The 17,044-nt window shown below is 65.8% G+C and carries 17 protein-coding genes; 8 read left to right on the top strand and 9 right to left on the bottom strand.

Annotated features, from left to right (window positions below; all coding sequences use genetic code 11):
* The gene (locus BLS91_RS10220) at nucleotides 1-1,413 is read right to left on the bottom strand and encodes an MFS transporter (RefSeq protein WP_092340620.1); all 1,413 of its coding nucleotides are present in this window, start codon (nucleotides 1,411-1,413) and stop codon (nucleotides 1-3) included.
* Between the two features lie 266 nt (nucleotides 1,414-1,679).
* On the opposite strand from BLS91_RS10220, the gene BLS91_RS10215 reads away from it, so the two are divergent.
* Nucleotides 1,680-2,474, top strand: coding sequence for an RNase H family protein (locus tag BLS91_RS10215; protein WP_092340619.1), 795 nt, complete (start codon nucleotides 1,680-1,682; stop codon nucleotides 2,472-2,474).
* A gap of 72 nt (nucleotides 2,475-2,546) precedes the next feature.
* A complete protein-coding gene (locus BLS91_RS10210) occupies nucleotides 2,547-2,933 on the top strand; it encodes a TraR/DksA family transcriptional regulator (RefSeq protein WP_092340618.1) in 387 nt (128 codons plus the stop codon).
* Nucleotides 2,934-3,079: 146 nt separating this feature from the next.
* Here BLS91_RS10210 and BLS91_RS10200 read toward each other — a convergent pair whose 3' ends face one another.
* The 3 genes from BLS91_RS10200 to BLS91_RS10190 all read right to left on the bottom strand — a co-directional run bounded on the left by BLS91_RS10200 (nucleotide 3,080) and on the right by BLS91_RS10190 (nucleotide 6,543).
* Nucleotides 3,080-3,514 carry a hypothetical protein gene (locus tag BLS91_RS10200; protein ID WP_092340616.1) on the bottom strand — a complete coding sequence of 145 codons (435 nt, stop codon included), beginning with the start codon at nucleotides 3,512-3,514 and terminating at the stop codon, nucleotides 3,080-3,082.
* A gap of 223 nt (nucleotides 3,515-3,737) precedes the next feature.
* The gene (locus BLS91_RS10195; RefSeq protein WP_092340615.1) at nucleotides 3,738-4,976 is read right to left on the bottom strand and encodes an exonuclease domain-containing protein; all 1,239 of its coding nucleotides are present in this window, start codon (nucleotides 4,974-4,976) and stop codon (nucleotides 3,738-3,740) included.
* A 103-nt stretch (nucleotides 4,977-5,079) separates the two neighbouring features.
* Entirely contained in the window at nucleotides 5,080-6,543 is a 1,464-nt protein-coding gene (locus tag BLS91_RS10190; protein WP_092340614.1) for a sugar porter family MFS transporter, read from the bottom strand.
* A 498-nt stretch (nucleotides 6,544-7,041) separates the two neighbouring features.
* Between BLS91_RS10190 and BLS91_RS10185 the strand changes: the two genes are divergently transcribed.
* Nucleotides 7,042-7,950 carry an oxygenase MpaB family protein gene (locus tag BLS91_RS10185; protein ID WP_092340613.1) on the top strand — a complete coding sequence of 303 codons (909 nt, stop codon included), beginning with the start codon at nucleotides 7,042-7,044 and terminating at the stop codon, nucleotides 7,948-7,950.
* A gap of 12 nt (nucleotides 7,951-7,962) precedes the next feature.
* Here BLS91_RS10185 and BLS91_RS10180 read toward each other — a convergent pair whose 3' ends face one another.
* A complete protein-coding gene (locus tag BLS91_RS10180; RefSeq protein WP_092340612.1) occupies nucleotides 7,963-9,243 on the bottom strand; it encodes a M18 family aminopeptidase in 1,281 nt (426 codons plus the stop codon).
* Between the two features lie 49 nt (nucleotides 9,244-9,292).
* Complete coding sequence (locus BLS91_RS10175; protein WP_104130169.1) at nucleotides 9,293-10,039, bottom strand: hypothetical protein; 747 nt, start codon at nucleotides 10,037-10,039, stop codon at nucleotides 9,293-9,295.
* A 127-nt stretch (nucleotides 10,040-10,166) separates the two neighbouring features.
* Between BLS91_RS10175 and BLS91_RS10170 the strand changes: the two genes are divergently transcribed.
* The 5 genes from BLS91_RS10170 (at nucleotide 10,167) to BLS91_RS10150 (ending at nucleotide 15,325) form a co-directional block, all read left to right on the top strand.
* Entirely contained in the window at nucleotides 10,167-10,667 is a 501-nt protein-coding gene (locus BLS91_RS10170; RefSeq protein WP_092340610.1) for a DUF2087 domain-containing protein, read from the top strand.
* Nucleotides 10,664-12,817, top strand: a complete 2,154-nt coding sequence (locus BLS91_RS10165; protein WP_092340609.1) for a RecQ family ATP-dependent DNA helicase — start codon at nucleotides 10,664-10,666, stop codon at nucleotides 12,815-12,817. Before BLS91_RS10170 ends, BLS91_RS10165 begins: the two co-directional genes overlap by 4 nt.
* Before the next feature lie 179 nt (nucleotides 12,818-12,996).
* Nucleotides 12,997-13,800: an amino acid ABC transporter substrate-binding protein gene (locus BLS91_RS10160; protein ID WP_092340608.1), complete on the top strand. Its 804-nt coding sequence runs from the start codon at nucleotides 12,997-12,999 to the stop codon at nucleotides 13,798-13,800.
* Between the two features lie 9 nt (nucleotides 13,801-13,809).
* Complete coding sequence (locus BLS91_RS10155) at nucleotides 13,810-14,478, top strand: amino acid ABC transporter permease (protein ID WP_092340607.1); 669 nt, start codon at nucleotides 13,810-13,812, stop codon at nucleotides 14,476-14,478.
* A complete protein-coding gene (locus BLS91_RS10150) occupies nucleotides 14,465-15,325 on the top strand; it encodes an amino acid ABC transporter ATP-binding protein (protein WP_092340606.1) in 861 nt (286 codons plus the stop codon). Before BLS91_RS10155 ends, BLS91_RS10150 begins: the two co-directional genes overlap by 14 nt.
* A 35-nt stretch (nucleotides 15,326-15,360) precedes the next feature.
* On the opposite strand, the gene BLS91_RS10145 is transcribed toward BLS91_RS10150, so the two are convergent.
* The 3 genes from BLS91_RS10145 to BLS91_RS10135 form a co-directional block, all read right to left on the bottom strand.
* The gene (locus BLS91_RS10145) at nucleotides 15,361-15,657 is read right to left on the bottom strand and encodes a hypothetical protein (protein ID WP_092111002.1); all 297 of its coding nucleotides are present in this window, start codon (nucleotides 15,655-15,657) and stop codon (nucleotides 15,361-15,363) included.
* The gene (locus BLS91_RS10140) at nucleotides 15,654-15,983 is read right to left on the bottom strand and encodes a hypothetical protein (RefSeq protein ID WP_092340777.1); all 330 of its coding nucleotides are present in this window, start codon (nucleotides 15,981-15,983) and stop codon (nucleotides 15,654-15,656) included. The genes BLS91_RS10145 and BLS91_RS10140 overlap by 4 nt, the downstream gene beginning before the upstream one ends.
* A gap of 387 nt (nucleotides 15,984-16,370) precedes the next feature.
* Nucleotides 16,371-16,910 (bottom strand): 5' nucleotidase, NT5C type, encoded by a 540-nt coding sequence (locus BLS91_RS10135; RefSeq protein ID WP_092340605.1) that lies wholly within the window; start codon nucleotides 16,908-16,910, stop codon nucleotides 16,371-16,373.
* Nucleotides 16,911-17,044 lie beyond the last annotated feature (134 nt).

Raw genomic sequence — 17,044 nt, 5'->3', positions numbered from 1 at the left:
CTAGATCTTCTGGCCGGCGACGGACGAGCCGCGGCGGAGGTAGACGAAGGCGGTGACACACATCATGACGACGTAGGCCATGGCGAAGGCGTAGATCGCGCTGGAGTAGTCGCCGGTCGTTGTCTTGGAGTGGCCGAGCACCTGCGGGATGATAAATCCGCCGGAGGCTCCGACAGCCGAGATGAGGCCGAGGGCTGCTGCCGTCTTGCGTTGCGTGTTGACGTCACCCGAGTTCTGGTGGGCGTCTTTCACTCCGCTCTTGGCCGAGAACACGCTCGGAATCATACGGTAGGTCGAGCCGTTGCCGATTCCGGTGGCGACGAAGATCAGCAGGAAGCTGCCGAGGAACGCCCAGAAGTTTCCGAGCGGCAGCACCGCGACCACCACGAGGGCACCGACGGCCATGACGCCGAAGGCTGCGACGGTGACGGATGCCCCGCCAAAGCGGTCGGCGAGGCGTCCGCCAGCCGGGCGTGCCAGCGAACCGACCAAGGCGCCGATGAAGGCGAGCGACAGCGAGGCGGACGCGACCTGGAAGGTGGAGTAGGCGGGAAACTGGTCGGCGATGAGCTTCGGGAAGACGCTCGCGAAGCCGATGAAGGAACCGAAGGTGCCGATGTAGAGCACGGCGAGAATCCAGAAGTGCGGCTCCTTCACTGCGGCGATGGATCCGGCGAAGTCGGCCTTGGCGTTGGTGAGGTTGTCCATGTACTTCCAGGCGCCCCACATGGCCACCAGGATGAACGGGATCCAGAACCAGCCGGCGAGCGAGATATTGAGGGTACCGACAGCGCCGAGGGTGATCACGATCGGCACGATGAGCTGGGCCATCGAAGCGCCGAGGTTGCCGCCGGCCGCGTTCAGGCCGAGCGCGTAGCCCTTCTGGCTCTGCGGGTAGAAGTAGGTGATGTTCGACATCGAGCTGGCGAAGTTGCCGCCGCCGAAGCCGGCGAGCGCGGCGACGAACAGCATGACGCCAAACGGGGTGTCCGGGTTGCCGACGCAGAAGCCGAGAGCGATCGACGGGATCAACAGCAGTCCGGCCGAGATGATCGTCCAGTTGCGGCCACCGAACTTGGGGACCAGGAAGGTGTACGGGAAGCGCAGCGTGGCGCCGACGAGGCTCGGCATGGAGATGAGCCAGAACACCTCGGCGGTGGAGAAGGTGAAGCCGGCGGCCGGCAGCGACACGACGACGATGCTCCAGAGCTGCCAGACCACGAAGCCGAGGAACTCGGCGAAGATCGACCATTTCAGGTTGCGGGAGGCGATGAGTTTGCCACCCTGTTGCCACTGCTTCTTGTTCTCGGGGTTCCAATTGTCGATCCATCGACCCGGACGGTGCACCAGCACCGCCTCATCGGTACTGGGTGCGGTGGTGCCTGGTGCTGATTCAACGGTGCTGGATGTCATCGAAATCCCCTCAGGAGGTGGTGCAGAGCTGCAGGCAGCCCGGGCGGCTTCCCTGCTTCGACGTTAGCCAGCGCGTGTTTCCGGCCAACGTGGCACCCGTTACCTTCCGATCACCAGATCATCACAGGCTGTTCGGTGGGATGTTGGGGCGCTGTTACATGACGGACACATTCCAGGCGTGGTCCGGTGATACGGGCAGCGGATGCCGGGCGTGGCAGAATTGGACGACCTGCGCCCTGCGTATCCGCTGTTTGAAAGGCCCGCACATGACGATCACCGCCGCCGCCGACGGTTCTGCCCTCGGAAACCCCGGACCGGCCGGTTGGGCCTGGTACGTCGACGACTCGTCGTGGGCGGCCGGCGGCTGGAAGCACGCCACCAACAACCAGGGCGAGCTGAAGGCCGTGCTCGAACTGTTTCGCGCGACAGCGCACATCGACGACGACCTGCTGGTGCTGTGCGACAGCCAGTACGTGATCAACTCGGTGACGAAGTGGATGAAGGGCTGGAAGGCCAAGGGCTGGCGCAAGGGCGACGGCAAACCGGTGATGAACCTCGACCTGCTGAAGGAGATCGACGAGGCCATCGCCGGCCGCCGGTACCGCTTCGAATGGGTCAAGGGACATGTCGGGCATCCGCTCAACGAGGCTGCCGATGAGCGTGCGCGCGGCGCGGCCGAGGCGTTTCAACGCGGTCGGCCGGCACCGGCCGGGCCTGGTTTTGCCGGGGCTGCTGCGGTAGCCGAACCGGTGGTGGGGGCGCGAGCTGCGGCATCCGTCGGGCAGAGCGGCACGGGCGCGCCGACCCTCACCTCGGGCCGGGTCACCGAGCGGGCCGCCGCTTACTCGCACGACGAGCTGTTCTCGTTCGACGACCTCAGGGATGACATCGGCGAGGACCACCGCGACCTCACCGACCCGCACGGCCCCGACGCGATACGCAGCACCAGTGAGCTGCACCGGGTGATGCTCTCGCTCAGCGCCGAGGAACACCGGCGCCTGGTGCAGCGCGCTGCGGCCCGCGGAGTGACGATCGAGGAGTACCTGCGCGGCCAGATCTGAGCCGCGCTTGCTCACACCGGCCCGTTGACGGACCAGCCCACAGCGGCCAACCGGGCCGTGAGACCATGGAACATGACCGTTTCACCCTTTGACCCCGCTCAACTACACGCGTTTGAGACCGCTCTCAGCGAACGCCGGCGTGAACTGAACCTAGAGTCCCAGCGCCTCGCAGACACCTTTGCCGGCGTGCAAAGCTCGCGCAGCGACGGCTCGGCCGACGGCGCCCACGACGCTGAGGCGTCCTCGCTGCGCACCGAATGGTCACGCATGTCGGGGTTCCAGGGCGAAGCCGTCGAAGAACTCGCGGCGATCGATCGGGCCCTGCAGCGGATCGTCGACGGCAGCTATGGCCTGTGCGTGCGCGGCGGCGAACGCATTCCGCAAGGGCGGCTGGAGATTAAACCGGCCGCTGACCTCTGCATCATGTGCGCGGAGAAAGCCGCTCCGCGCCGCCGCTAGCCCGGCAATCCGTTGCTGGGACTGCTGCGCGATGACCGCCGGTCGGGTACGGCACTGACGGTGCTGGACAGGTGCCGCATCCGCTGGGGAGAGCTGGTGGCCGTCACCGGCTTGGCGCCGGGCGACCCTCTGACCAGTTCGACAGGTCATTGGTGCTGCTCGACCCTCGCCGGCGCTTCGGCCACAGCATCGGAGATTTTCTGGGTGCCGAAGTAGGCGGTCAGAATCAGGATCAGTGCTGTTCCTGAGAAGATTCCGTCGAGATTTCCGGCCGGAAGAAGAGAGATCATCAGTGCCATCGTGACGATGCAATTGATGACCGAGAGTGCCAGGCCCCACAGGCGATCGCGCAGAATTCCGATCGCCCCGATCAGTCGCAGGGCACCGAACACTCCGCTCATCACCATCATGAGATAAAGATTGTCCTGCAGGTACGGCACGATGAACGAGAAATGTTCCGAGATGGTGCCCTGCTCTACCCCGAGCAGGAGCAGGGGAATGACTCCGATGAAGACGCTGAATTCCATCAGTCCGCCCTGCACGATCAGCAGAATCGCGGCCGCCTTGTAGTTCTTCTTCATGTCATTGCCCCCGGCAGCCAGTCTAGCGAGGGGTCGGCGCTAGTCCGTGTCGGGGTCTGCTCGACGCGCTCGCCACGATCGGCCACCTCGACCAGGGAACGTAGGTTTTGCGGTGGTCGCCTTTTTGGCCCTCGCCTGGGTCATAGCCCTCGCCGCCTGACGGTTCGGCCACGTTGAAGAGAAATGGTCGGCCGGCGAGGGCTCACGCCACGAATGAACGCGGTCAGCGCACCCCGATGAGAGAGCGCAGGCCGAATTCGGAGACGATCGGAATGCCGTAGTCCCGAGCCTTGCCGGTCTTGCCGGTGAGTGACGCCGGGTCCGCGGCCACGAGCAGCCGGGTGCGCAGGGTGACCGCCGTACCCAGGGACAGGCCCCGTGCGACCAATTCCCGGCTCCAGTCGGAGCGGGCACGGGCCATGTCACCGGTCAGCACGACGATGTCGCCCTGCTCCAGCAGCACGGTGTCGATCGACGCGATCGGCAGCTGCACCACCGATGCGGGTGCCGCCAGTGCTGCGGCAACGACCTCCGGAGCGACGTCGAGCATGCGTGCGACCGCGATCAGATCGGCGGAATCCGCGATGCTGAGAGCTCCGTTCGACCAGGCCACCCGCACGAGATCCTCGAAATAGCGACGGTGCAGCGCGGTGCACTCCGCGGCATTGATGCCACTGAATTCGGCCAGGACCCGAAGTTCATGTGTTTCCCGAGGCCCGAGAACCCGATCGAGCAGGCACAAATCGAGCAGGGCGAGGTAGTCGAGGTGTTCCTCAGGGCCGGTGTAGTCGGGGAGTTTCACGGCCGCGCGGGCCAGGAAGCTCGGTCTTGCCACCACGTCGCGCGGAGTTAACGGGTCGCGCTGCACCCACTCGGCGTCGGTACCCGCCGCAATTCTCGGCCAGGCAGAACGCTCGGCGCGGTCAAGCGCGTCGATCCACGGTGCAGCTGTCGGCGAGCCGTGCACGTAGGCGGCCAGCAGGCTCGCGCACGCCACGCCCTGCACCAGAGCACCGGGGCCTGGTCCGATTTCGATGTCATAGGCGGCGCAGCAATCGACGAGGAGCCGACCGGCCCCGGGCAAATACGTGCGGGCCAACTGCATGGTGCAGACCGCCTCCAGTCCGCGCCCGGGGGCGTAGCCAATCAGCTCGAACTCGCGCATCAGAAATCCGGTGACGAACTGGGCGTTGTGCGTCACCAATACCCGGCCGCGCAGCAGATCGACCAGGCGCGGTGCAATCTGCTCGAAGGTCGGCGCGCGAAGCAGTTCGGCCGTGCTGACGCCGTGGTTCGCCACGTCGCCGGCGTTGCTTCCGGGGTTGATCACCGTTTCCCAGCGCTCAGCAATGCGACCACCCTCGTCGAGGTGCACCACGGCGACCTCGACGACCCGATCCCGCTGATACGGGAACAGTCCGGTGGTTTTCAAACATATAACGGCGTATCCACGTTCGGGCATGGTCACACTCCACAATCTTGTGTTGTGAAGTTATCCGCAAACCCCGCTCGACGCGACAGCCCGTTCGGGGGCTTGAGGGTTTTACCGCGCACTGCTTTAGTTCTTAGTTGGTCGCAGTAGTCTTCCTGGCCGAGTTTTTCGGCGGCAACAGGGTGTCGGCTTCCTCGAGTGACATTCCGTTGGTTTCGGGCACTTTGCGCAGCACGAACCAGAACGAGAGCCCGGCGAACAGAGCGTAGAGCCCGTAGGTGATCGGCAGGGACGCATCCGCCATCGGGGGGAAGCTGACCGTGATGAGAAAATTCGCGATCCACTGGGCGGCCGCGGCCAACCCGAGGGCCTTGGCGCGAATGGAGTTGGGAAACATTTCACCGAGGAGCACCCACACCACCGGTCCCCAGGAAGCTCCGAACGAGATCACGAATAGGTTCGCGGCAACCAGCGCGATCGGGGCCCAGGCCCCGGGCAGGCTGAGCTCACCGTCGAGAGTGACCGACTGGCTGAACGCGACCGCCATTGTGGCGAGCGACACCGTCATACCGATGGACCCGGCCAGCAGAATTGGTCGCCGTCCGATCCGGTCGACCAGGGCGATCGCGACCAGGGTGACCAGGATGTTGGTCACACTGGTGATCACCGAGATGGTAAGTGAGTTCGATTCCGCGAAACCGACCGCCGACCACAGGGTGGTCGAGTAGTAGAAGATCACGTTGATGCCGACGAACTGCTGGAACACCGAGAGGATGATGCCGACCCAGACGATCGGCTTGAGACCGAACGCTCTGCCGCGCAGCGAACCGGACTTGTGCGAGCGGGCATCGACCTCGATCGAGCGGCGCATGTCGCGAATCTCCCGGTCCACGTCACCGCTCGGCCAGAGCCGGGTGAAGACGGCGCGGGCATCCGTTTCTTTGTCTTTCAGAATGAGAAAACGTGGGGATTCCGGCAGGATGAACGCGATACCGCCGTAGACGATGGCGGGTACGGCACCGGCCAGGAACATCCAGCGCCAGGCTTCGACGCCGAACCAGAACTCGCTGCCGGCGCCGCCCGCGCTCTCGGCGAACACGGCGTCGGAGAGCAGGGCCGTGAAGATTCCGAGGGTGATCGCGAGCTGCTGCAACGAGCCGAGCCGGCCGCGCATCTGCCGGGGTGAAATTTCGGCGATGTAGGCCGGTGCGACGACGGATGCGAGACCGATACCGAGTCCGCCGACCACCCGCCAGACGATCAGGTCGACGACGCCGAACGCGAAGCCGGAGCCGATCGAGCTGATCAGGAACACGACGCCGCCGAGCACCATCATGGGGATGCGTCCGTAGCGGTCGGCGAAGCGCCCACCGAAGAATGCTCCGGCCGCGGCGCCGAGCAGCGCGCACGCTACCGCGAAACCTGTCAAAGTGGCGTTCAGCCCGAATTCCTGCTGCACCGCATTGACCGCGCCGTTGATGACCGAAGAATCGAACCCGAACAGAAACCCGCCGAGGGCACCGGCGACGGCCAGCGCGATGACTTTTCTGTTGGTACTGGGTGCTGCCAGATCAGTTGCCTTCACGGACGCGGTCATCGTGTTGTGTATCCCTTGTTCACCTAACTAGCCTACTTCGGGTGTCAGCGGATGCAGTGCCGAGCGGGCAATCAAGGGGTGTGCCCGGGACCGAACCGGCGTACAGCTGTCGTAGCAATTGCCTTCTGCGCAACAGGTGCGGATGGGTCGTCCTTTCGGCCCCGGCCGACGACCGTGTGGGAGTACCGCCATGACCAGTTCACGCACGATTTCTGACGCCGACCTGGTCGACCGTGGCGATGGAACTCGTCTGCCGCCAACAGAATCTCCCGATCCTGCTCCACCGCCGTGATGACGGGATTCGAACTGGTCTCGCTCGGGTTTTCCACGAACATGTTCTATGTTGCGAACGGGGCCCAGTTTGTAAACTGGGCCCCGTTCTCGGCCCGGGCCCCGTGCCCAGTAATGCCGGGTCTTCCCCGAAGAACTTCGAAACTCACCGCTTGTGCCGCCGTCGTTCGCGGCGGGCGTCCAGCGAGTCGGGGCTATCATCCGAGAATGGGCAGATTCACGGACAGCTGGCGCTCGCACCTCCTGGTGACGCTCTCGGGGAACAGCGAAGGTCGGCCGAAATGGGTCGGCCAGATCGCCACCGGCGACGATGCCGGCTACTTCGGCCCTGGCAGTGCCGCTTGGGCCGTTCACGGGGGCATGGCGACCATGGTCGCCGGCATTCGCGCGCTGCTCATGCAGACCCTGCACCCGGGCGCTATGGCCGGCGTGCACGACTGGTCCCGGTATCACGCAGACCCTCTCGGCCGTCTCTCCGGCACCATTCAGTGGCTCATCACGGTGACTTTCGCCGATACCGTCGTCGCCCAGAGGGAATCCGGTCGGGTCGCCCATTTTCACGACCGGGTGAGCGGCACCTACCTCGACGCGCGTGGCGAGGAACGCCCCTATGCCGCGGGTGATCCCGAGCTGTTGTCGTGGGTGCACGTCGTCTTCACCGACGCTTTTCTGCAATCCCATCTGCTCTGGGGCGACACGATTCCGGGCGGCGCCGACCGCTACGTCAACGAATGGGCCACGGCCGGCGAACTCATCGGAGTGCAGAATGCACCGCATTCGGCCGACGAACTCGCCGCCCAGCTCAAGGGATTTCGCAGCTCCGGCACCCTGAAAAGTGACGCACGCGTCGCGGAAGCCGTGCGGTTCATCCGCTACCCGCCGCTCAGCCGCGGCATGCTGCCGTTCTACCGCATCATGTTCGCCGGCGCCGTGGCGTCGATTCCCCGCGAGTATCGCGACATGCTGGGCCTCAAGCGGTCTCGTCTGCCTGTTGTTTTAGGTACCCGGCTCGTTCTCGGGGTGGTGGGGACCCTGCTCGGTCCCTCTTCAACCTCAGAGGATGCCGCCCGCGCGCGGCTCGCGCGCATCAATGGTGCCGACGAGCTGACCGCCTGAGCCGGCGGTCCGCTACACTTCCGGTGCGAAGAAGGCTGCGGTTGCCGCGGCGAGCGCCTGCGGATCGTTGACGTGGCACAGCTCCCGGGCCGAGTGCATCGACAAGAGCGGCACGCCCACGTCGACCACACGGATGCCCAGCCGGGTCGCGGTCAGCGGTCCGATCGTTGAGCCGCAGGGAACCGTGTTGTTGGAGACGAATTCCTGGTAGTCGACGCCCGCCTGGGCGCAGGTGCGGGCCCAGAGGGCGGCGCCGTGGGCATCCGTTGCGTAGCGCTGGTTGGCATTGATCTTGAGCAGCGGGCCGCCGCCGAGAATGGGATGGTTGGCCGGATCGTGGCGCTCGGGATAGTTCGGGTGCACGGCGTGTCCTGCGTCGGCCGACAGGCACCACGATTCGGCGTAGGCCTGCAGGCGATCAGAGCCGGTAGCGCCGAGGCCGTGGCCGATGCGGGTGAGAATGTCGTCCAGCAGCGGTCCGCTCGCTCCGGAACGCGACTGCGAACCGAGTTCCTCGTGGTCGAATGCGGCGAGCACGCTGATCGAGCCGCCCGATTTCTGGTCGCTGGTCGCGATGAGGGCGTGCAGGCCGGCGTAGACCGAGGAAAGGTTGTCGAGGCGTCCGGCGGCGAACAGCGCGTTACCCAGCCCGAAGGTGGCGGGCGGCTGGGTGTCGTTGCTGAGGATGTCGTAACCGGCAACATCCGCTGCCTTGAGCCCGGCCAGACCGGCCAGGTGGGCGAGCAGGTCAGCCTCGGATGCCTCGCCGACACCGAAGACGGGCGTGAGGTGACGTTGCCGATCGAGAGTGAGGCCGTTGTTGACCTCGCGGTCGAGGTGCACAGCGAGCTGCGGGATGCGCAGGAACGGCCCGGTACGCACGAGGTGCTCGGTGCCATCCTGCGTGACCAGCCGGCCGGCTAATTCGAGCTCACGGTCGAGCCAGGAGTTCTGCAGCGGCCCGCCGTAAACCTCGACGCCGGCCTGCAGCCAGCCGTGCGAGCCGATCGTGGGCTTCGGCTTGAGTTTGAAACTCGGGGAGTCGGTGTGGGCGCCGAGAATGCGAAACGGCGTGGTGGGCCCGGCGTTGGCCGGCTGCGACCAAGCAATCACGGCGCCGTCGCGCACGACGTAGCAGTCGGTGGCGGCATCGGTCCACGCCTCCGACTCGCTCAGCCGGGTGAAACCGGCCGCATCGAGCAGCCGGGCGACTTCAGCGGCGGCGTGATATGACGACGGTGACGCTTGCAGAAAAACGGAGAAATCAGCGATGTAGTCCGGTGTGGCATCCATTCATCCATCCAACCACCCGCGCAGACAAGCGGATGCCGCGGCCGGCTACCTACTCGGCGGGCGCGTCATCCGGTGCGTCGGCCTGCAATGCAGCGCGCGCGAAGGCCGCGCCACCGACCGTGACGGTGCCGCGGTCGCCGTGCCAGGCCTCGGTCTGCTCGAACGCGCCGAGCCGGTCGAGCAGGCGCCATTTGGTGTCGACGAGGTGCCAGACCGATTCCGTCGTCGGTTCCTGGCCGTCGGACTGGACCCAGCCCAGCGATCCGAGCGCGCGAGACAGGGTCGTGAGGTAGTCGTCGCGGCGAGCCAGCCCGCGGGTCGCGACGAAGAGCAGCAGCAGGCGGGTGGCGTCAGCGACGGCGGGCGTGCGGCTGGAGTGAATGGTGCGGGCGAGATGCCACCAGAGTTCGCGGGGAGAGCCGGACAGGGCGGCGCCCTTTTTGGTGAGCACCAGCATTCCTTTGCTGACCCGCAGCAGTCCGACGTCGCGCAGGTGCCCGCGCAGCTCCTGCAGCGGTCGCAGGTGCACCTCGCGGTTGACGCTGATCGGCCAGCCCCAGTCGAGCTCGGCGGAGGCTTCGACGACGACCGCGGGCGGCAGGTGCCCGGCTTTGGTCAAGCGGATGCCGTCGGCCCCGACCCGGGTCAGAATCCACTGCGCCGGGGCTACCATGCGCGCCATGGCCCGTTCCTGCAACAGCACCGCATCTTTCACGCGGGCCTGCCCGATGAGTCGGCGGAAACCGACGACGGCCTGTTCCGGCAGTCGCGTTTCGATCTCCTGAATCACGTTCACCCACCGAGCCTACTGAGCGATCCCGTCGGAACGCGACGGATGCCCCGCGACACGCACCAGTGACCAGCGAGAGCAGTGAGAATCTGAGGAGGTTGCAGAGGATTGCCGCGGGCAACACACTGGGGACATGGCTAACCAATGGCGCCGCGTCGTCGCGGCACTCGCCCACCCCGATCGCAGGACGGTGTGGGCCGCTGCGGCACTTGAGGGGTCTGCTGACCTGGCCGAATCCAAACGAGCGAAGGCCGCCGCCGCGCTCCAGGATGCCGGTTTGCTCGATGCTGACGGTAATGCCGTCACCGCGGTGTTCGGTGAACTCCTGGAGAGCACACCCGAAGTGCGGCGCGACGGTGCGGAACGGTTCATTCGAAACGAGCGGATAGAGCAATACCCGGCGAAGCAGCCTGATCGTGACGAACTACTGGGATGGGTCGCCGCTGCGCTGCCACCAGAGCGAATGTCGGAACGCGAGTTGGGCATCCGTCTCACGGTGGTCGTCGACGACGTGGTCACCCTGCGGCGATACCTCGTCGACGCGGGCCTGGTCTCTCGCACGCCGGATGGCGCGATCTACCAGGTCGTGCAGTGCCCCGCAGTGTCGGCGGCATCTGGCACCCTTGAAGGATGACCGACACCCGCGCATCCGCTCTGGCCATTCTGCGTACGCTCGTGGGGCGAGACGACGCCTCCTGGCATGACGGACAGTACGAGGCCATCGAAACCCTGGTAGACCACCGCCGCCGCGCCCTCGTGGTGCAGCGCACCGGGTGGGGAAAATCGGCCGTGTATTTTGTGGCCACGCTGCTGCTTCGACGCCAGGGCGCCGGCCCGACCATTCTGGTCTCTCCGCTCCTGGCGCTGATGCGCGACCAGGTGGCCGCTGCGGCCCGGGCCGGGGTGCGTGCGGTGTCGATCAACTCGTCGAACGCGCACGAGTGGAGCGATGTGCTGCGCCAGCTCGACGCCGATGAGGTCGACGTGTTGCTGGTGTCGCCGGAACGACTGAACAATCCGTCCTTTCGGGATGAGCAGCTGCCCACCCTGATCGCCCGTGTGGGCCTGCTCGTGGTCGACGAAGCACACTGCATCTCGGACTGGGGCCACGACTTTCGCCCAGACTATCGCCGCCTGCGCGAGCTGATCGCGCAGATGCCGACGGGCGTCCCGGTGCTCGCCACCACGGCCACCGCCAACAGCAGGGTCGTGCAGGATGTCGCGGAGCAAGTGGGTATGGTCGCCACCGGCTTCAACGGTGCCGGCACCGGCACCACGGCGGGCACGGCCGAGGTCGTCACCATTCGCGGCCCGCTCGCCCGGTCGTCGCTGCGACTCGGGGTGCTGCGCCTGCCCGATTCGCGGGCCCGGCTGGCCTGGCTGCTCAGCCACCTCGGTGACTTGCCGGGCAGCGGCATCATTTATACCCTCACGGTCGCGGCCGCCGAGGACACCGCGCGGCTGCTCCGCGAAGCCGGTCACGCCGTGCGTGCATACACCGGCCAGACCGACACGGCCGAACGCGAGGAATCCGAAGGGCTGCTCAAGACCAACCAGGTCAAGGCCCTCATCGCCACGAGCGCCCTCGGGATGGGCTTCGACAAACCCGACCTCGGCTTCGTGCTGCACCTGGGCGCGCCGTCCTCCCCCGTGGCGTATTACCAGCAGGTCGGCCGTGCCGGCCGGGCCACGGCGTCGGCCGATGTGTTGCTGCTGCCCGGAGCCGAAGACGAGGCCATCTGGCACTATTTCGCCACCGCCTCGATGCCCAACCAGGCCAAGGCCCTCGCCGTGATCGGCGCACTCGAAGCCGCCGGAGCTCCCCTGTCGACGCCGGCGCTCGAAGCCCGGGTCGACCTTCGACGTACGCCGCTCGAGCTGCTGCTCAAGGTGCTCGACGTAGACGGCGCCGTGCACCGGGTCAAGGGCGGCTGGCAGTCCACCGGGCAGCCCTGGGTCTACGACCAGGAGCGCTACGAACGCATCGCGGCCGCCAGGCTCGGCGAGCAGCAGGCCATGCTCGAATTTGAGAACACCACGAGATGCCGGATGGAATTTCTGCAGCGAGCCCTCGACGACGACAGCGCAGTGGCCTGCGGTCGCTGCGACAACTGCCAGGGCGTCTGGTATCCAAGCGATGTGGCTGACGACGCCGCTGCGACGGCCGCGAAATCGCTCGACCGGGTCGGCGTCGCCATCGACGTACGCGCCCAGTGGCCCACCGGCATGAACAACCTGGGCGTCGCGGCGACCGGAAAGATTGCGCTCGGCGATCGCGCCGAGCCCGGCCGCGCGCTGGCCCGACTGACCGACCTCGGCTGGGGCGGTCCCCTGCGCGACCTGTTCGAGACGCAAGGCACGGATGCCGCCGCCCCGCCGGCCATGCTGGCCGCCTGTGTGCGCGTGCTCGCCGAGTGGGGGTGGGCCGACCGGCCGGTGGCCATCGTCGGGGTGCCGTCGCGGCGGCATCCGTTGTTGATCGATTCGGTGGCAGCGTCACTCGCTAGTATCGGTCGGCTGCCCTGGCTCGGCGCCCTGAGTTGGGCGAACGGCGGCCCCACCGGGGAGCCGGGCGGCAACAGTGCCTACCGGCTGTCAAGCGTGTGGGACCGCTTCGCTGTGGGCCCCGAGCTGGCCGAGGCCCTTGCCCCGTTCGCCGGCCGCCCCATTCTTCTCATCGACGACCTGGCCGACAGCCGCTGGACCCTGACCGTGGCGAGCCGCGTACTGCGCCAGCACGGGGCTTCGGCGGTGCTGCCGTTCGCCCTGGCCGTGCGCTCCTAGCCGGCGGTCTGAGCGGCCGGCAGATCGGCCGAGTGCGCCGCTTCATTGAACGTAACAGGAATATTCAGGGCCGCCAGCGCCTTGTTACGCTTAGGACGCCGCTACCCGCGGCCTCCGCACATTCTGGGGCAGCGCGGCACAACCCGCCCGCCCCAACGAGTTCGTTAGGCATTCCTTTCATGAAGCTCAGATTCATTCCCGTCGCCGTGCTGTCGATCGCTGCCCTCGCCCTTACGGGCTGCTCCGCCCCCGCGGCGGACAGCGCAACTGGCACCGACGACTCGCTCAGCAGCGTGCTCGACTCCGGTACCCTCACCATCGGCACCGAAGGCACCTACCGGCCGTTCTCGTTCCACGAAGACGGTTCGGGCGAGCTCACCGGCTACGACGTCGAGGTGGCCCGCGCCGTTGCCGACGAGCTCGGCGTCGAAGCGAAATTCGAAGAGACCCAGTGGGACGCCATCTTCGCCGGCCTCACCGCCGGCCGCTGGGACACCATTGCCAACCAGGTGTCGATAACCCCAGAACGCCTCGAATCGTACGTGTTCTCCACGCCGTACACCTACTCCACCGGAGTCATCGTCGTTCCCGCCGACAACACGTCAATCACGTCGTTCGCGAGCCTCAAGGGCTTGACCACGGCGCAGTCCCTCACCAGCAACTGGAACGCCCTGGCCACCGAGAGCGGCGCGACCGTCGAAGGAGTCGAGGGCTGGGCCCAGTCGGTCGCCCTGGTCGAACAGGGTCGAGTCGATGCCACAGTCAACGACAAACTCACCTTTCTCGACTACCAGAAGTCCAACGGCGCCGACAATCTGAAGATCGCTGCGGAGACCGAAGACCGTTCGGAAAGCGCCTTCGCCTTCGCGAAGGACGGCACCGCGCTGGCCGACGCCGTGAGCGCAGCCCTCGCGACCCTCACGGCCGACGGAACGCTCGCCAAGCTCTCCGACAAGTACTTCGGCGCCGACGTCAGCCAGTAACGCTCATCGATGATCCAGCCTGATTGGGAGTTATTCGTCAGCTCGTTCTGGCCGATGCTGGACGGCGCCATTCGAGGCACGATTCCGCTCGCCCTGATGTCGTTTGCGATCGGGCTCGTGCTCGCGATTGCGCTGGCCCTGATGAGGTTGTCGACCCGCCGCTGGCTATCGGGCATCGCCCGCGGCTACATCTCGATCGTGCGCGGCACTCCGCTGCTGGTGCAACTGTTCGTGATCTTCTATGGGCTGCCGTCGATCGGCGTGACCATCGACCCGTGGCCGAGCGCCGTGGTGGCCTTCTCCATCAACGTCGGCGGCTATGCAGCCGAGGTCATTCGCGCCGCAATTCTCTCGGTGCCCAAGGGCCAGTGGGAAGCCGCCTACATGATCGGCATGTCGCACCGGCGCGCCCTCACCCGCATCATCCTGCCGCAGGCAGCTCGGGTGTCGGTGCCGCCGCTGTCGAACACGTTCATCAGCCTGGTCAAGGACACCTCGCTGGCCTCGCTGATCCTGGTCACCGAATTGTTCCGCGAGGCGCAGCAAGTGGCTGCGTTCAGCAATAAGTTCATGCTGCTCTATCTCGAAGCAGCCCTCATCTACTGGGTCATCTGCTTGGTGCTCTCCACCGGCCAGGGTTTTCTCGAGAGACGATTGGACCGCTATGTCGCCCGCTGATCTTCCGGCCGCAGATCGTGCGGCCGAGCCCGTTGTTCCACTACTCCGCGTGCGCGGCCTGCAGAAAAGTTTTGGCACCAACCGCGTGCTGGAATCGGTGGACCTCACGGTGGGCCGCGGCCGGGTGCTCGCCCTGATCGGTCCGTCGGGCTCGGGAAAAACCACAATTCTGCGCTGCCTGAACGGGCTCGAACTGCCCGACGGCGGCACGATCGAGGTCGCGGCAGCCTCCCCTGTTGACCGACCCGGTGCCGGCCGGACGCCCGGACGCGGAGCCACCTCCGTGCCCGTGACCCTTGATTTCGCCGCGAAGACCACGCCGAAACAGCTGGCCGCCCTTCGCGACCGCTCGGCTATGGTCTTTCAGCACTACAACCTGTTTCCGCACAAGACCGTTCTGCAGAACGTGATTGAGGGACCGGTCGTGGTGCAGCGCCGCCCGGTTGCCGAGGCAACTGCCGAGGCGTTCGCTTTGCTCGAGCGTGTCGGACTGACCGACAAGCGGGACAGCTACCCGTTCGAACTTTCCGGCGGGCAGCAGCAGCGCGTCGGCATCGTGCGCGCGCTGGCGCTGCGACCACAGCTGCTTTTATTCGACGAGCCGACATCCGCTCTCGATCCCGAACTCGTCGGCGACGTGCTGCGCCTGATCAAGGAGCTGGCCGACGAAGGCTGGAGCATGGTCATCGTCACTCACGAGCTCGAATTCGCCCGCGAGGTCGCGCACGAGATCGCCTTTGTCGACGGCGGCACGATCGTCGAGCACGGCGACCCGAAGCAGCTGCTGCGGAACCCCCAGCAGCAACGCACCCGCCAGTTCCTGCACCGGCTGCTCCACCCGTTCTAGAGCGGAGCAGCCGATGCGTGCAGGCGCGGCACCCGCTACGGGTGCGGCGTGATTATCACAACGGTGATGCGATCAAGGCCGGGACCGTAGTGCCAGTAGATGCGCCCGGCCGTCGGCGTGCGGTGCTCTATGTAGGAGTCCCAGACGGCCTCCCCCTTCTTGCCAGCGAGCGACACATACTTGTGTGAGCGCAATGCCGGGTCGTCAGGGTTCAGCTGCAGCCGGCCGAGGGCCGTACGCACCCGCTTCAGACGGCCGACCAATTGTGGTTTTGTTTCGAGGATGGATAATCCCGAGGCCGCTTCCCTCGTGAGAAGAAGCGTAAAACTCATGACTGAGGCTCGGCGGGCGCGGCCGACTCGTCGACAGCGTGCTCCTCATCGGCGTACCGGGTGAAGTCGCCACCCTCGTTGGTCTCGTCCTTGCTGCTGTGCTCGAGACCTCGCACCAGAGCGGCGCGGATGCCTTCGTCATCCCACACCAAGAGTTCACGGCGCGGAATGGACACGAGCGGGGTGAGCAGGATCTCGCCCTCAGCGTTCACCGCGACGGCGTAACGATCGTCGCGGTGCACACCAGCCTTGCCGAACGCCATTCGGGAGCGTTCATCAGCGCTGACTTCACCCATCGGAACGAAATCCGATTTCAGTTCCGTCATCTTCTTTAGTTCCACCATCATCTTCACCCAATCATCTGGTGGCCCAAATCTGTCCGGGTAAGCCGCCGGGACCCATCCGAGCCTGTCTGAAAGTGAGATTACCCCAGATTTACATGTGGGTAAACCCCTAGTCAAGACTTCAGGACCCTGTATGATTCGCCGCGAGCCGGCGGCAGGGGCGTCCCAGGGTTGTCAGCGAGGTCGCCGGCAGGGAGGGCAGACAAGGAAAGACCAGTCCGGTCGGCAGGGCAATCGGACTGGTCTAAGCAAGATCAATATACAACGGCGAGCACCCCTGCTCAAGTGCCAAATTCACCTGTTTTCTTGCGCGATGAGCGAAATCGGGTTACAGCATTTGGACCGGTACGAAGCCCGTAGAATGCGCGGTCAGCGCTGCAGCGCCGCCCCGCGCTGCAGCGCCGGGCGGTGCCGAGAATAGGGCTCGCTCGTCGGGGATGAATTGTTGTCGGCACGCTCGAGCAGGTAGCGGGTCACCGTGTTCCAGTCGGGGAACAGCGGGGTCAGAAATTTGATCAGCTCGCCCTCGAACCGGTCAGCGCCAACGGCCAATCCGTCGTCGACCAGAAAGTCGCCGCGGTTCAGGTGCTTGTGGTGCGAAAGAATGAGCCGCTTATAGGCCGGCCCGCCGGCATCCACTCCGAGATGTTCCTGCACCCACTCCAGCTTGTGCTGCCAGGCACTCGCATTTCCCCACGGTGCCATCGACAGAATGTAGGTGTCGAACGATTGGGCGAGGGTGTGAAACGCGTCAATGGCACCGCTGATCGGCTCCATGCGGGCGAAAATACCCGGCACCTCGTCGAGCCGCTTCTCATAGCGGATGTACTCGGCGTTGGTGAGTCGGTCGATCCCCGATTGCACGTTGACGAGGGTGTTGTCGAGGTCGATATAGAGGATCTTCTTCATTCGGGTTCCCTGGCGCAGCTCGCTTCGTTGCGGCAACGCTCCGATCGTGACAGGCTCACCGCGGATGGGCAATGGCTGAAGCCCACCTCTTGTGGTCAGCCCGGTGGCCTCGAACGGCGCTTGGACGGTCCGGG

This window comes from Cryobacterium flavum (assembly GCF_900103805.1).
Lineage (GTDB): Bacteria > Actinomycetota > Actinomycetes > Actinomycetales > Microbacteriaceae > Cryobacterium > Cryobacterium flavum.
This window is presented reverse-complemented; position numbering and strand designations above follow the sequence as displayed.

Excerpts from the sequence above, each read along its gene's own strand:
- BLS91_RS10180 (WP_092340612.1), bottom strand. The coding sequence starts at position 9,243 with ATGGATGCCACACCGGACTACATCGCTGATTTCTCCGTTTTTCTGCAA.
- BLS91_RS10190 (WP_092340614.1), bottom strand. The coding sequence starts at position 6,543 with ATGACCGCGTCCGTGAAGGCAACTGATCTGGCAGCACCCAGTACCAAC.
- BLS91_RS10195 (WP_092340615.1), bottom strand. The coding sequence starts at position 4,976 with ATGCCCGAACGTGGATACGCCGTTATATGTTTGAAAACCACCGGACTG.
- BLS91_RS10140 (WP_092340777.1), bottom strand. The coding sequence starts at position 15,983 with ATGACGGAACTGAAATCGGATTTCGTTCCGATGGGTGAAGTCAGCGCT.
- BLS91_RS10170 (WP_092340610.1), top strand. The coding sequence starts at position 10,167 with ATGGCTAACCAATGGCGCCGCGTCGTCGCGGCACTCGCCCACCCCGAT.
- BLS91_RS10135 (WP_092340605.1), bottom strand. The coding sequence starts at position 16,910 with ATGAAGAAGATCCTCTATATCGACCTCGACAACACCCTCGTCAACGTG.
- BLS91_RS10165 (WP_092340609.1), top strand. The coding sequence starts at position 10,664 with ATGACCGACACCCGCGCATCCGCTCTGGCCATTCTGCGTACGCTCGTG.
- BLS91_RS10220 (WP_092340620.1), bottom strand. The coding sequence starts at position 1,413 with ATGACATCCAGCACCGTTGAATCAGCACCAGGCACCACCGCACCCAGT.
- BLS91_RS10210 (WP_092340618.1), top strand. The coding sequence starts at position 2,547 with ATGACCGTTTCACCCTTTGACCCCGCTCAACTACACGCGTTTGAGACC.
- BLS91_RS10185 (WP_092340613.1), top strand. The coding sequence starts at position 7,042 with ATGGGCAGATTCACGGACAGCTGGCGCTCGCACCTCCTGGTGACGCTC.
- BLS91_RS10155 (WP_092340607.1), top strand. The coding sequence starts at position 13,810 with ATGATCCAGCCTGATTGGGAGTTATTCGTCAGCTCGTTCTGGCCGATG.
- BLS91_RS10200 (WP_092340616.1), bottom strand. The coding sequence starts at position 3,514 with ATGAAGAAGAACTACAAGGCGGCCGCGATTCTGCTGATCGTGCAGGGC.
- BLS91_RS10160 (WP_092340608.1), top strand. The coding sequence starts at position 12,997 with ATGAAGCTCAGATTCATTCCCGTCGCCGTGCTGTCGATCGCTGCCCTC.
- BLS91_RS10215 (WP_092340619.1), top strand. The coding sequence starts at position 1,680 with ATGACGATCACCGCCGCCGCCGACGGTTCTGCCCTCGGAAACCCCGGA.
- BLS91_RS10150 (WP_092340606.1), top strand. The coding sequence starts at position 14,465 with ATGTCGCCCGCTGATCTTCCGGCCGCAGATCGTGCGGCCGAGCCCGTT.
- BLS91_RS10145 (WP_092111002.1), bottom strand. The coding sequence starts at position 15,657 with ATGAGTTTTACGCTTCTTCTCACGAGGGAAGCGGCCTCGGGATTATCC.